Origin of the sequence: Caldiplasma sukawensis, assembly GCF_052315375.1 — an archaeon.
Taxonomy (GTDB): domain Archaea; phylum Thermoplasmatota; class Thermoplasmata; order Thermoplasmatales; family Thermoplasmataceae; genus Cuniculiplasma.
Map to the genome: position 1 here is coordinate 165,153 of NZ_JBLSDG010000002.1, position 11,430 is coordinate 176,582.

At 37.1% G+C, this 11,430-nt stretch carries 18 protein-coding genes; 7 read left to right on the top strand and 11 right to left on the bottom strand.

Annotation, left to right across the window (positions count from 1 at the left end; all coding sequences use genetic code 11):
• Window positions 1-13: 13 nt before the first annotated feature.
• The 4 genes from purH (at window position 14) to ACNF4Z_RS02165 (ending at window position 3,045) form a co-directional block, all read left to right on the top strand.
• Window positions 14-1,480: a bifunctional phosphoribosylaminoimidazolecarboxamide formyltransferase/IMP cyclohydrolase gene (gene purH / locus ACNF4Z_RS02150; RefSeq protein ID WP_458327594.1), complete on the top strand. Its 1,467-nt coding sequence runs from the start codon at window positions 14-16 to the stop codon at window positions 1,478-1,480.
• A gap of 55 nt (window positions 1,481-1,535) precedes the next feature.
• Window positions 1,536-1,703, top strand: coding sequence for a zinc finger domain-containing protein (locus ACNF4Z_RS02155; RefSeq protein ID WP_458327595.1), 168 nt, complete (start codon window positions 1,536-1,538; stop codon window positions 1,701-1,703).
• Window positions 1,704-1,711: 8 nt separating this feature from the next.
• Window positions 1,712-1,975 carry an elongation factor 1-beta gene (locus ACNF4Z_RS02160; protein ID WP_458327596.1) on the top strand — a complete coding sequence of 88 codons (264 nt, stop codon included), beginning with the start codon at window positions 1,712-1,714 and terminating at the stop codon, window positions 1,973-1,975.
• A gap of 98 nt (window positions 1,976-2,073) precedes the next feature.
• Window positions 2,074-3,045, top strand: coding sequence for a glycosyltransferase (locus ACNF4Z_RS02165; RefSeq protein WP_458327597.1), 972 nt, complete (start codon window positions 2,074-2,076; stop codon window positions 3,043-3,045).
• On the opposite strand, the gene ACNF4Z_RS02170 is transcribed toward ACNF4Z_RS02165, so the two are convergent.
• From ACNF4Z_RS02170 to ACNF4Z_RS02195, 6 genes are all read right to left on the bottom strand, one after another.
• On the bottom strand, window positions 3,039-3,803 hold the full coding sequence (locus ACNF4Z_RS02170; RefSeq protein ID WP_458327598.1) for a proteasome assembly chaperone family protein: 765 nt from the start codon (window positions 3,801-3,803) through the stop codon (window positions 3,039-3,041). The two genes, ACNF4Z_RS02165 and ACNF4Z_RS02170, sit on opposite strands and share 7 nt — an antisense overlap.
• Window positions 3,784-3,963: a nucleolar RNA-binding Nop10p family protein gene (locus tag ACNF4Z_RS02175; protein ID WP_458327599.1), complete on the bottom strand. Its 180-nt coding sequence runs from the start codon at window positions 3,961-3,963 to the stop codon at window positions 3,784-3,786. The genes ACNF4Z_RS02170 and ACNF4Z_RS02175 overlap by 20 nt, the downstream gene beginning before the upstream one ends.
• The gene (locus tag ACNF4Z_RS02180) at window positions 3,960-4,733 is read right to left on the bottom strand and encodes a translation initiation factor IF-2 subunit alpha (protein WP_458327600.1); all 774 of its coding nucleotides are present in this window, start codon (window positions 4,731-4,733) and stop codon (window positions 3,960-3,962) included. The genes ACNF4Z_RS02175 and ACNF4Z_RS02180 overlap by 4 nt, the downstream gene beginning before the upstream one ends.
• 5 nt (window positions 4,734-4,738) lie before the next feature.
• Entirely contained in the window at window positions 4,739-4,933 is a 195-nt protein-coding gene (locus ACNF4Z_RS02185; protein WP_458327601.1) for a 30S ribosomal protein S27e, read from the bottom strand.
• Between the two features lie 2 nt (window positions 4,934-4,935).
• On the bottom strand, window positions 4,936-5,220 hold the full coding sequence (locus ACNF4Z_RS02190) for a 50S ribosomal protein L44e (protein WP_458327602.1): 285 nt from the start codon (window positions 5,218-5,220) through the stop codon (window positions 4,936-4,938).
• 90 nt (window positions 5,221-5,310) lie between these two features.
• A complete protein-coding gene (locus tag ACNF4Z_RS02195) occupies window positions 5,311-5,532 on the bottom strand; it encodes a hypothetical protein (RefSeq protein WP_458327603.1) in 222 nt (73 codons plus the stop codon).
• 557 nt (window positions 5,533-6,089) lie between these two features.
• Here ACNF4Z_RS02195 and ACNF4Z_RS02200 point away from each other — a divergent pair.
• From ACNF4Z_RS02200 to purF, 3 genes are read left to right on the top strand one after another with little or no spacing between them, the layout of a single operon-like run.
• Window positions 6,090-6,341: an LSM domain-containing protein gene (locus ACNF4Z_RS02200; protein WP_458327604.1), complete on the top strand. Its 252-nt coding sequence runs from the start codon at window positions 6,090-6,092 to the stop codon at window positions 6,339-6,341.
• The gene (locus ACNF4Z_RS02205) at window positions 6,341-6,505 is read left to right on the top strand and encodes a 50S ribosomal protein L37e (protein ID WP_458327605.1); all 165 of its coding nucleotides are present in this window, start codon (window positions 6,341-6,343) and stop codon (window positions 6,503-6,505) included. Before ACNF4Z_RS02200 ends, ACNF4Z_RS02205 begins: the two co-directional genes overlap by 1 nt.
• Window positions 6,453-7,892 (top strand): amidophosphoribosyltransferase, encoded by a 1,440-nt coding sequence (purF, locus tag ACNF4Z_RS02210; protein ID WP_458327606.1) that lies wholly within the window; start codon window positions 6,453-6,455, stop codon window positions 7,890-7,892. Before ACNF4Z_RS02205 ends, purF begins: the two co-directional genes overlap by 53 nt.
• On the opposite strand, the gene ACNF4Z_RS02215 is transcribed toward purF, so the two are convergent.
• The 5 genes from ACNF4Z_RS02215 to ACNF4Z_RS02235 are packed head-to-tail and all read right to left on the bottom strand — an operon-like array spanning window position 7,882 to window position 11,427.
• Window positions 7,882-8,676, bottom strand: coding sequence for a hypothetical protein (locus tag ACNF4Z_RS02215; protein ID WP_458327607.1), 795 nt, complete (start codon window positions 8,674-8,676; stop codon window positions 7,882-7,884). The genes purF and ACNF4Z_RS02215 overlap by 11 nt on opposite strands.
• Window positions 8,660-9,670 carry an RNA-guided pseudouridylation complex pseudouridine synthase subunit Cbf5 gene (locus ACNF4Z_RS02220; protein WP_458327608.1) on the bottom strand — a complete coding sequence of 337 codons (1,011 nt, stop codon included), beginning with the start codon at window positions 9,668-9,670 and terminating at the stop codon, window positions 8,660-8,662. Before ACNF4Z_RS02220 ends, ACNF4Z_RS02215 begins: the two co-directional genes overlap by 17 nt.
• On the bottom strand, window positions 9,639-10,157 hold the full coding sequence (gene cmk / locus ACNF4Z_RS02225; protein WP_458327609.1) for a (d)CMP kinase: 519 nt from the start codon (window positions 10,155-10,157) through the stop codon (window positions 9,639-9,641). Before cmk ends, ACNF4Z_RS02220 begins: the two co-directional genes overlap by 32 nt.
• Window positions 10,154-10,888 (bottom strand): DUF106 domain-containing protein, encoded by a 735-nt coding sequence (locus ACNF4Z_RS02230; RefSeq protein WP_458327610.1) that lies wholly within the window; start codon window positions 10,886-10,888, stop codon window positions 10,154-10,156. The genes cmk and ACNF4Z_RS02230 overlap by 4 nt, the downstream gene beginning before the upstream one ends.
• The gene (locus tag ACNF4Z_RS02235) at window positions 10,885-11,427 is read right to left on the bottom strand and encodes an adenylate kinase (protein WP_458327660.1); all 543 of its coding nucleotides are present in this window, start codon (window positions 11,425-11,427) and stop codon (window positions 10,885-10,887) included. The genes ACNF4Z_RS02230 and ACNF4Z_RS02235 overlap by 4 nt, the downstream gene beginning before the upstream one ends.
• Window positions 11,428-11,430: the final 3 nt, after the last annotated feature.

Consider the following 11,430-nt stretch of genomic DNA (forward strand, 5'->3'; position numbering starts at 1 on the left):
TGATAAGAAAAATATGAATATTCTTGCAAGCGTCACAAATAAAAATGGACTGGCAGAGTTTATTAAAGGCATGGATGACGTAAATGTATATTCCACAGGAGGTACTCAGAAATATTTAAATGAAAATGGAATTAAATCCATATCAATTGAGAGTCTCACTGGTTTCAGGGATATATTTGATGGTAGAGTTAAAACACTTCATCCTTCAATTTTTTCAGGCCTCCTTTACAGGGATGAAAATGATTTGAAATTGCTTGATAAAATGGGATATGTACCATTTCACATGCTCATATGTAATCTCTATGAATTTGAAAAATTTAAGGAAAGTACTGAACAGGAGAAGATAGAGCATATAGACATAGGGGGTGTCTCCCTGATTAGGGCTGCTGCAAAAAATTGGAAAAATGTTGCAGTTGTTACCGATGTAAATGATTACCATACTGTATTGAAAGAGATCAAAGAACTTGGAGATGTTTCTCAAAATACTAAAAAATATCTAATGAAGAAAGCGTTTAGATTAACCTCTGCTTATGATAGTGTCATTTATAATTCATACAGGGATGATAATGATCCGGACCTGTTGGTAATTAATTCAGAAAATGGAAAGGTATTAAGATATGGGGAAAACCCTTCCCAGAGAGGAATTTTCATATCTGATGACAGTGGACAATATGAAATACTACAGGGCAAGGAAATGTCTTACAATAACTATATGGATGCATCCTCTGCCATACAGACCATAATGGAATTTGAAAATGAGAATGCTGCTGTTGTGATAAAACACAATACACCATGTGGGGCCGCTGTGAAGAAGAAACTTTCAGATGCTTTGAAATACGCAATTCTTGCAGATGAGGAGTCTGCTTACGGTTCAGTCATAGCTGTTAATGGGATATTCGATGAGGATTGTGAATCTGTGATTGATAAAAGGTTTGTTGAGATAATAATCGCGAAGGATTTTACTCCTGAGGCACTTTTTAAGCTTTCAAGAAAGAAAAATTTAAGAGTTATAAAATACAAAGGTAAGGATCATAATAGTAATGTCAAGTCAATTTTTGGAGGGTATCTTTTACAGTCAAAAATGATTGTAAAACCAGAAAAAATAGATGTGGTCAATGGTAAAGTTGAAGAGAGAGAATTGAAGGACCTTCTGTTTGCATGGAAGATTGTAGCCCATTGCAGAAGCAATGCAATAGTTCTCGCTAAGGATGGTGTAACAGTTGGAATCGGAGCAGGTCAGACTTCAAGGGTAGAGGCTACAAGGATTGCAGTGAGAAGAGCAGGGGAAAATGCTAAAAATTCAGTAATGGCATCTGATGCCTATTTACCATTTCCGGACAATGTGGAGGAAGCAGGTAGGGTAGGTATATGCTCAATCATAGAGCCAGGAGGATCCATAAGAGATAAGGAGGTAATAGAAAAGTGCCGTGAACTTAATATTTCCCTTGTTTTTACAGGTAACAGGGTCTTCCTGCATTAGAATGAAATTTAAGAAAAAAATAATTAACAAAAGCCCAATATGGGTTTGATATAAAATGGGAACAGCATCCAACTGTACATCATGTGGAAGAGGTCTGGTTGAGGAGGGATATTCAATTTTTGACTGCCCTCAGTGTGGAGAACAGGTAATAGGAAGGTGTAGAATATGCAGGGAACAGACCACACCCTATACCTGTGAAAAATGTGGATTTCAGGGACCATAGGTGATCTCATGGCAGAGGTGGTCATAACTTTCTCAGTGCTTCCAGAGGAAGATTACAATATAGATGATCTGATTGAAAACCTGAAAAATAATCTAAAGGATAAATGCAAGGTTGCCAAAATTGAAAAAAAGGATCTTGCTTTTGGTCTGCAGAATGTAAATTTACAGGTAATCGTTCCAGACAGGGATAATGAACACGACAGAATTGAGGGGGAAATAAAAAAAATTAAAGGGGTCGGACAGGTAGAAACCGAAGAATTGGGCCTTGTGTGAACTTGGTAATTTTTCTTATTCTGTTCTGGATTTTTATATTAATATCATTTCTTAATTTTATTTTTCATTTCATACTCTCTTTTCCCAGAAAGAATAAAATGATAAATTACAGGGATTTTGTAGGCAAGGTGCTGGTTATTTTGCCCATTAAGGGCTCAGATTATTCAATTGAAGAAAACATAAAAAGCGTAATTGAGCAGAGAGAGGTTGACTTTAAACTTGTTGTGGTTTTTGACGATGAGAATGAGAGTGAAATACCGTTAATAAAAAAATTAAACCTTAATTACATAATCACAGATAGAAACCTGAAGAAAGGATCAGGAAAGGTAAGAGCGATCACAACAGCATTGAAAATCTTTAAAGATTATGATGCCTATGTTGTTGTTGATTCTGATGTTCAGGTAGAGAAGGGATGGCTAAAAAACCTCATAAGACCACTTTCTGATGATAAAATAGGAGCGAGCACAACTTTCCCTTATTTCAAGGGAGTCAGCGGACTGTGGTCAAAGATCAAAACACTCTGGGGTTTCGTTGGCATGAGTATGATGGAATCAAAAATCACAAGGTTCTGTTGGGGAGGCTCCATGGCTTTTAAGAAGGAACTCATAAATGATTCCATTGAATATTTTGCATCATCTGTTTCCGATGACATGGCAATTACAGAACTCTGCGCAAGGAAAAATTATAATATTGAATATTGCCCTGATGCTGTTGCAATAGTGAACTCTCCCGATAATTTCAATGTCTTCTCTGAATGGAGTGTAAGACAGACCGCACTAATGATAAGCAGGAGAAGAAAATACATAATTTATGGTATTGGGATATATCTGTCTTTCATATTTCTCTTCTGGGAGGGCCTATTCCTGGGAATTTTTTACAATCATCTGTTTTTTATTTTCCTAATACCTTTTATCCTGAGTGAAATTAGAACATTTGGAAGACTTAAGGACAAAGATGCAGTCTATTTCTTCCTACAGTTTATTCTTCCATACATATACTGTGTAAATATTGCAATTGCTTCAAAAAAGAGAACAATAACTTGGAGAGGTTCAAAATACGATCTTTACTGAAAATAGTTCAGGTCTTCCCCCTTTCCCTGCTGCTGTTTCTCGCCCTCTGCCTGTATCTTTTGAGTTATGTTGTCAATGTTTTTAATTCTCTCCTCAAGATCTGAAAGATCTACCTTGAAACCTACTATTTTTTGTAGAACTTTAATTATCTCAATTGCAGCCTTTGGATCTGGGAAATATCCGGATGTTTCACCCATAAGACATGCAGAAGGAATGCCATACATCAGCTCAGACATTCCAATTATCAGACCATTCATTCCTATTATTCCACCGCCCGGTTCACCTGTTGAAAAGATAACTCCTGATTTTTCAAGACCTTCCTTCAAAGATATATTTGACACAGCACCAAGTATCCTAGGGCTTTCCACAATCTTTCCTATACCATATCCTCCTATGGTGTATATGACATCAACATGGTATTTCAATGCCATTTCAAGAACCTTTGAAATCAACTCATATTGGCCCTCTGAATCGTTTGCCTGAAAATCCCCTGTGTATATTATAAGGTTCTTGTTCTTACTTAATTTTTTCATGAAAAATGAATTCCTTGTTAGATTTGCCACTCCATCACTGTTAATTAACACCTGAGGTGGAAAATATTCCGAATAGATGTCACATATCTGTACCATGCCCATCTTTTCAATTATGTAGGCTGCAACAATCTTTCCAACATTTCCTATTCCAGGGAGACCACAGATCATTATGTTTTTCCCACGTATTTCCGGGAGACCATACTCCTTAACTATTATTTTTTCCACATCCATCACTTTCCATAATCTGAATTCTGTACTTTTGAAACTTATCATTCTCACTAAATCTCTGTGGGTCCGGTCTTGTTGTCTCATTTTTGCATACAGGACAGATATCCTTCATTGTGTACTTTTTACAGGACCTACAAAATTTGATGTAACTTTTCATTTTATTTCTTCTCTTTTGAATTCGAAATAAATTGATTGCTTTTTGCATTCCTCCTGAATTGAAGAAATCGCTTTTTTTAATTTTTCTTCGGCAGATTTATATTCAGTATCCCTAACAGAAATTCTGTACTTTGGAGCCCCTGCATATGTTATGGTTATTCCATCCACAATTGCCGACGTAAGAGCTTTTTTAATCTTTTCTACACCATCCCTGTCAAGAGAGTAGAGCTCCATCATTCCACCTATCTTTACATATGGAGATGTTACATTCTGTTTTGCTATTTTTACAAAAACATTTTTCCATTTTGATCTGGTACCCTTTAGGAAATCGTCACCCTCTGCAGAAGCTTCCTCAAATGCTGAATAGAGTGTTCCAAATCTCTGGACAAGCATGTTTCCAAATTCTTCCATACATTCTTCATAAGTTTTTTTAAGGTTTTCCGCCACTATTTCCATAAGCTTTCTTGCTTTTTGATCATTTTTCCATTCTGATATCTTTTCTCTTCTCTGATGATCATTTACCCTTTTGTATGAGAGTTCAACCACTTTTGATTTTTTGTCCACAGATAGAACCTTGCAGACTGTTTTCTGATTTTCCCTAAGGAAATCTCGTATATATTTTACCCACCCGTTTGCAACTTCGGAAATAGCTATGAATCCAGTTAGCCCAGAATATTCATCCAAATCGGCCTCAGCGTTAAACTGATTAATCTTTCTTATGGTGACAACAACAAGATCCCCTTCTGAGGGAAATTTCACTGCTTCCTGCATAATTATCAATATTTTTCCAATAGTTCTCCCTTAATTTTAATGGAGCCCCCTGTGGGCTCAGCAATTACTGAACCACATATGTTGCAGTTTACCACTGAAGACCCTTTTGAATAAGTTATCTGTTCATTTTCGCATTCATTGCACTTAATTTTTACAAATCTGTTTCCAATTGATTTTAATTTCTTACCTTCTTTAACCAAACTCATTTCACCTCCACAATTTCAAATTTCTTTGCTCTCTGGGTTGGTCTGGTTATGGCCTTTTTGCACTTCACACATCTGAATCTGATACTTACCCTCTTGGTTGGTTTTTCCCTTCCCTCGAACTTAGGTCTTGGGAAACCTCCATATCCTGAAGTCACTCTTCTGAATCTTCTCTGACCCTTTCTTAATTCGCTTGCCTTTCTCTTTCTTACTCTCTCGACTTCATGATCAGTATGTGTTTTGCAATGATTGCAATACATTTTAACTATTTTTGGAATTTTCACGACCTCACCTTTACTTCTTAAACGGCTTACAACGTATACATTATTCATATAATAATTTAGCCAATCATGGTAACTGTTCAGTTTGATTTACTAGATTCTGTGAGTCAGGTTTAGCCCCTCCTTTAATAATAGATGGAGTTTAATCCATGAATTTATACCTCTCAACTTTGATGTGTAGTGTATGGAATATACCTTTGTATAGAACTCATAAAATCTCTCTGATCCTGATTGACCTAATCCCCTCCTGTATATCTCTGAATATGTGAAAGACCAGCCAACCATGTTATTGGTGAATTCAACTTCTGTATCCATGATAAAACGGAACTGCTACTCCTTCTTCCTCTTTAGGAGATTTTAACAAATCCTCTGCATTTCATGCTGTCATAATCTAAATCCAGGATAAAGAGACCTGCGGTATCATCCGTGCCATGAACATTTAAAGACTTGGCATCATCTTACATTTTCTTTAGTGATGCCTTTTTCCAATATAACCGTAGAAATCCCCTAGTTCCTTTATCCTTCTGTTATGTTTATCAAGGATCTTCTTCAAGTCTTAATTAACACGCTTTAATTTCTCAATACTCTCCATATCACTTAGAGGCTATGAAAAAAGTTTAATGATTATATTCTGTTAATTATATGCGGATTTTTCATCCCATTATACCGTATTCACATAAAAATGTGGCACATCTCACTGAATTGTTAACAATCATACACTTATGCTTGATTTTTGAATCTCAAACCATTTCTGATAATGTCCTGAAATTTACAAACTTTTATATTCTCAGATTTTAAATAAAAGTGAGATAACCTGTAAAGTAATATTGAGATAATTTTTAATATTGAGTTAAAATTCAGTAAGAGTCATTATGCAAAGATCCAATATAAACTCTGGAGAAAAGCCAATGGATTCACTTAAACACTCAATACAGAAGAATGTTCTTGTTGAGGTAAAAGGGAATAGGAATTATTCAGGCGTTCTTGAAGGATATGATGTTTACATGAATCTGGTTCTTAGGAATGCCACTGAGATGATAAATGGAGAGGTAAAGGGGACACACGAAATGGTTGTTGTAAGAGGGGATAATGTTATTTTTATTTCTCCCGGAGGTGAACAGTAATGAGCAATGGAACAGCCGTAATGGGAAAAATGTCCAATAAGAAAGTCCATATCAGATGCAGAAGATGTGGGAGACATTCTTATCACATAAGGCAAAAGAGGTGCTCAAGCTGTGGATTCCCAGCACCAAGACTCAGAGATTACAACTGGGCTAAAAGTAAATGAAAGCTGTGCCGTTATTGGAATAAACGGCACTGGTGATGTTTTTACATCTATCTTAACTGGCTTAAGATCTTTGCAGCATAGGGGTCAGGAAAATTCTGGAATTGCAACTTTTAATAATAACAGAATAAGTGCAGTAAAAGTAAAGGGCTTGGTAAGTGAAGGTTTCACTAGATTTCTTGAGGAAAATGAACCGCTTCCAGGAAATGTTGGAATAGGGCACAACAGATATTCAACACAGGGTTTGAAGGATGTTACCGGGGCAGGACCTTTTCTTATCTCTACCATGATAGGTGATATGGCCATATCTCACAACGGTGAGATAGCAAACTACGATGAACTGCGTGAAATGCTCAAAGAAAAGGGGGTTCCCTTTACAACAAAAACAGATACGGAGGTCATGCTGAACCTGCTTGGAATTGAGATTAAACAGTCTGGGATAAAGAACGGAATAAGGAATGCAATGGAAAAGATGATAGGTTCCTATTCTGCTATTCTTATGATTCAGGAGAGAATGTTTGCAATCAGGGATCCGAATGGGTTCAAACCACTTATAATAGGTAAGACGAAGGATTCAATTATAGTGGCAAGCGAGAGCTGTGCCCTTGATACACTTGACGCCATGATATTGAGAGATGTTGAACCTGGTGAAGTGGTGGAAATAAAAAAGGACGAAATTATTAGTTTATTTACCATGAAGACAAACAATGTTTCACACTGTATGTTTGAATATGTTTATTTTGCTAGGCCAGATAGTATAATTGATGGGATTGAGGTCTACAGATCAAGAATAAATATGGGCAGAGAGCTGGCAAAAGAAAGCCCTGTTGATGGAGATATAGTAATTCCTGTACCAGATTCAGGCAGGTCTCAAGCCTATGGTTTTTCACTTGAAAGCAAGATAATATATGATGAAGGACTTTTTAAAAACAGATATTCAGAGAGAACTTTTATTATGCCTGAATTTCAGGATAGGCACACTGCAGTCAAGATAAAGCTGAATCCAATAAAATCTGTTGTTGATGGAAAGAGAGTGATTCTTGTTGATGACAGTATAGTCAGGGGTACCACCATGAAGAAGATAATCTCCCTGATCAGGGATGCAGGTGCAAAAGAAGTCCATGTCAGAATTGGTTCTCCAAAAATAGTAGCACCATGCTATTTTGGAATAGACATGAAGACGAGGAAAGAATTGATAGGGGCAGAAAAAACTGAGGATGAAATTGCAAGAGATATAGGAGCAGACAGCCTTAAGTATCTCTCCATAGAGGGCCTTGCAAAAAGTATCGGTATGAGCAGAAAAGAGCTATGCACTGGTTGTCTCACAGGTGAATACCCAGTTAAGGTTAAAGGTGAAAGACTTGTGGGACAGGCAAGAATCATTGACTGATTATTTTTTCCATCAATTTTGAAATCAGGATCTGATCCATATCTTTACCTTCATAATCGAACTTTAGAGCAAGAGATATTGCATATGAAAGCCTTCTGGCGGCCTTACCCTTATTTTTTCCCTGAATCTTCCCCAGAACAGGTGATTTGAATATTACCCCGTATTTAGGATTTGGTATATTCTTTGTCTTTGATAGAAACAATGATCTTTCTGCGCCTGCCATCTGAATTGAGGAAGCGTTTGAAAAAGCCAGTTTTTTAAAAGAACCGTATATGTTCAAAAGCTCAAGTGTGACCAGAGGGCCACACATTTTCACTGTATTTTTTAATTTTTCATTGACCTTTTTTTCCATATCGTCCCATAAAATTTTTCTCATTTCCACAATATTTTTTGATATTCTTCCTACTTCAGATATTGCATAATCCTTTGAATTTTCAAGAAGTGAAAATACCTTTTCAATGCTTGTATCATAGGATTCTGGATATGCCAGGGATGAAGCCCTCTCATATATTGAGTTGATTTCCTCCGTGAGGAAATTGTAAAATGAGAATTCCTTTATGAGGAAAAAATCCCATGAAAGAGATTCCATTACCTTTCTGTGACCATAAGATATGATCAGATTTCTAAGATCAGGTTTTTCCCCTGGTTCAAGATCGTAATTCATTTCTGCCTTATTTTCAAGAGAACTGAAAATTTCAAAATAATTTTGCTCAATGTTTTTGAATATTAGGTAGTGGGAATTAATTTTCTTACCGTACCATTTGTATTCATTTTTTTCTTGCAAAATTATCCCTCCTCCTGTTAAAGTCCTTCCTTTTTACCTCTGAGAATTTCTTTTCTGGATGCTTACTCTTTGTGAATTTTCCCCTGTTAACTTCACCAGATTTCTTTTTCTTGGCTTCAACTGGTTCAATAAGAACGTTTTCAATATCTATGCATTTTGTATCCATTATTTGATCATAATTGAACAACATCTTTCCGGTTGCAATAATCTTACCTTCCTCGCTGACTATGCCCACTGTCTCCCCCCTTAGGGGCATTCCAATGAATCCCTTAATTCCACCTGGAAAAATATCTGAGCCGTGTGAAATGTTACCCACTGAACTCTGTTTCACAACCACCTTGTTCATACTGGTAAAAAGGGACTCCACGGGCATTGTAAATTCCCTTATACATCTTGTATTACCATTTGATGCCAGAACCATTGCATCACTTAACTGCTGGAGGGTGATGCATTTTGATTCGTTGAAAGGCCCCGTTGAAATTCTTCTTAGGTCTGTCATACTTCCCCTTGTTCCCAGTTCGTATCCAATATCAACGCAAAGTGTTCTTATATACGTGCCGGACTCACACTTAACATGGAAAAGTATATCCCTACCGGATATTTCCAAAATTTCAAGAGAGTGGATTTTTCGAACCCTGGGTTTTCTTAATACGGCACTCTTCACGGGAGGCAATTGAATTATATCACCAACAAAATTTGAAAACACTTCCCTGATCGCATCCTCCTGAGAATCCTTATGTATTTTCATTGCACAAATGTATTCTTTTGGCATTTCGTGTGCAATATCAATCAACTTCACAGCCTTTCCAAGTGCCATAACAAGGACACCGGAAACCTGCGGATCAAGTGTGCCAACATGGCCCAGTTTCTCTATGCCTGTTATTTCCCTTACCCAGTAATCTATCTGATGACTTGTTGGGCCTTTTGGTTTGTCTATGCATATGAAACAGCCATTTTCCATCTCAACGTATGCTTCCAATGATCTTTTTTGCAATTTGATCCGGACCTCCGCTGGTTGTGTCAACAATCAGATCGTATATGGATAAATCATCCATGTCAAACTGAAAGTATTTTTTGTATCTCATGTTCTCTGATTCTTCCCTATCAATGAAAAGTTCTGGATTGAAACTCTTACCATCCCGCTGTTTTACCCTTTCCATTCTGACCTCCCTGGGTGCGTCAAGAAATACCCTGAAGGCTGGTATCGAAAATTTCCATGATATGAAACCTGAGAGCCTACTTTCAACTATTATGAAATCGTTTTTCTCCATAAATTCTTTTATCATGTTATTTAGTTCATGATCCAGTTTAGGATCATTTTCAGCAAGTTTGTTTACATCTTCAATTGAAATGTTTTTATCTTCACCAAGTTTCCTGAAAAAGTAGCCCCCAGAATAGACCTTGTATCCTAAAAGATTGGATAAAATTGAAGAAACTGTTGATTTTCCGGATCCTATGTGGCCGCTTATGGTAATCCTCATTGGGTCATCTGCTCCCTGGCCTTTTTCTCTATCTTCTTAATCCTGTAAGTGAAATCAATTGATTTTATCACATTTGTTACCACATATCCAACAATTAGATTGGATATGAAAGAGAAAAAGAGCCAGTAAGGGGCAAGAACAGCCACCGCATTGAGATTGACATTTATGGCCCATGGGAATGATATGTAATCAAATGACAGTTTCGAAAGGAAGTAATAAATCCAGACAAATACAAGCAAGCTGAATATAGAGAATAAGAGTATTGGAAGATAGTTGCTCATCTGGACACTCTGCTGTTTAAGCATTGCATCCGTTCTCATCTTACTCAGCTTGTTTATAAGTTCTCTGTCGTTTTCCCTATATGCTTTTTTTATGGCATCAGAGTATGCCATGGATTCTACCTGCATCTTTCCCATTTTAACCCAGTCAGTAAAGAAATATCTTGGGATACCAGTTACTATACCTGTAATTACTCCTGCCATCACGATTGTAAGTGCCGGAAATTTATAGCCGAAACCGATTATTGGATAGAGAAAGGCCTGGAAACCTGCACCAACTCCATCCCTAAGAACTGGAACGTATATTAGTACAAGACTTCCTATAAGTATAAGAAATGATAGACCTTGGAATTTCAGAAGTCTTTTTTGCATCTCCATCTGCTCACGGGACATCTGACTCTGTGGTCTCATGGGCCTCTGAGGAGATGTTGGCCTAACTTGATTATCCGTCATGCTTTTAAACCCCCTATTATGATTCTGGCAGCTTCCTCTGCCCGGTTGTTCTCGTTTCTTATGAAAGAAACTGTTGCACCAGTAAATATAGAATAGGATACAGCAAATGATCTATTTACTTCCTGATCTGTCCTTATTTCCTCCACGGTTTCATCATCCCTTACCCTTGAGGGATCATTCGCTCTCCTCTTCTTAATTTCTTCCGGGTCAGCTTCAATTAAATAAAATGCAGAAACTTTAAGTTCCCTTATTACCCACTCAGGAAGTCCTGGAAAATATCCCCTATTGGATCTTATTGACATGTGCGTATCAATTATGACATCAGACATCTGACCTATTGAAGAGGCTGCCTTCTTCTGGAGATTTATCTGAGCCTCAACATCAAGTTTTCTCAGTTGATCCCTGTTCTCTACAAGATTGAGATCCCTTGCCATTTCAAACATCAGTGTACCGTAGTTTATCACATCATATGATGTGTTTCTCCTTATTATATCCAGAACTGTGCTTTTTCCTACTCCGGCCACACCTGCCACAACCACTCT

What these genes read in the sequence shown, in the direction of transcription:
- ACNF4Z_RS02230 (WP_458327610.1), bottom strand. Translation starts at nt 10,888, where the DNA reads ATGACGGATAATCAAGTTAGGCCAACATCTCCTCAGAGGCCCATGAGA.
- ACNF4Z_RS02205 (WP_458327605.1), top strand. Translation starts at nt 6,341, where the DNA reads ATGAGCAATGGAACAGCCGTAATGGGAAAAATGTCCAATAAGAAAGTC.
- ACNF4Z_RS02155 (WP_458327595.1), top strand. Translation starts at nt 1,536, where the DNA reads ATGGGAACAGCATCCAACTGTACATCATGTGGAAGAGGTCTGGTTGAG.
- cmk (WP_458327609.1), bottom strand. Translation starts at nt 10,157, where the DNA reads ATGAGGATTACCATAAGCGGCCACATAGGATCCGGAAAATCAACAGTT.
- purH (WP_458327594.1), top strand. Translation starts at nt 14, where the DNA reads ATGAATATTCTTGCAAGCGTCACAAATAAAAATGGACTGGCAGAGTTT.
- ACNF4Z_RS02160 (WP_458327596.1), top strand. Translation starts at nt 1,712, where the DNA reads ATGGCAGAGGTGGTCATAACTTTCTCAGTGCTTCCAGAGGAAGATTAC.
- ACNF4Z_RS02175 (WP_458327599.1), bottom strand. Translation starts at nt 3,963, where the DNA reads ATGAAAAGTTACATCAAATTTTGTAGGTCCTGTAAAAAGTACACAATG.
- ACNF4Z_RS02200 (WP_458327604.1), top strand. Translation starts at nt 6,090, where the DNA reads ATGCAAAGATCCAATATAAACTCTGGAGAAAAGCCAATGGATTCACTT.
- ACNF4Z_RS02165 (WP_458327597.1), top strand. Translation starts at nt 2,074, where the DNA reads ATGATAAATTACAGGGATTTTGTAGGCAAGGTGCTGGTTATTTTGCCC.
- ACNF4Z_RS02195 (WP_458327603.1), bottom strand. Translation starts at nt 5,532, where the DNA reads ATGGATACAGAAGTTGAATTCACCAATAACATGGTTGGCTGGTCTTTC.
- ACNF4Z_RS02180 (WP_458327600.1), bottom strand. Translation starts at nt 4,733, where the DNA reads ATGCAGGAAGCAGTGAAATTTCCCTCAGAAGGGGATCTTGTTGTTGTC.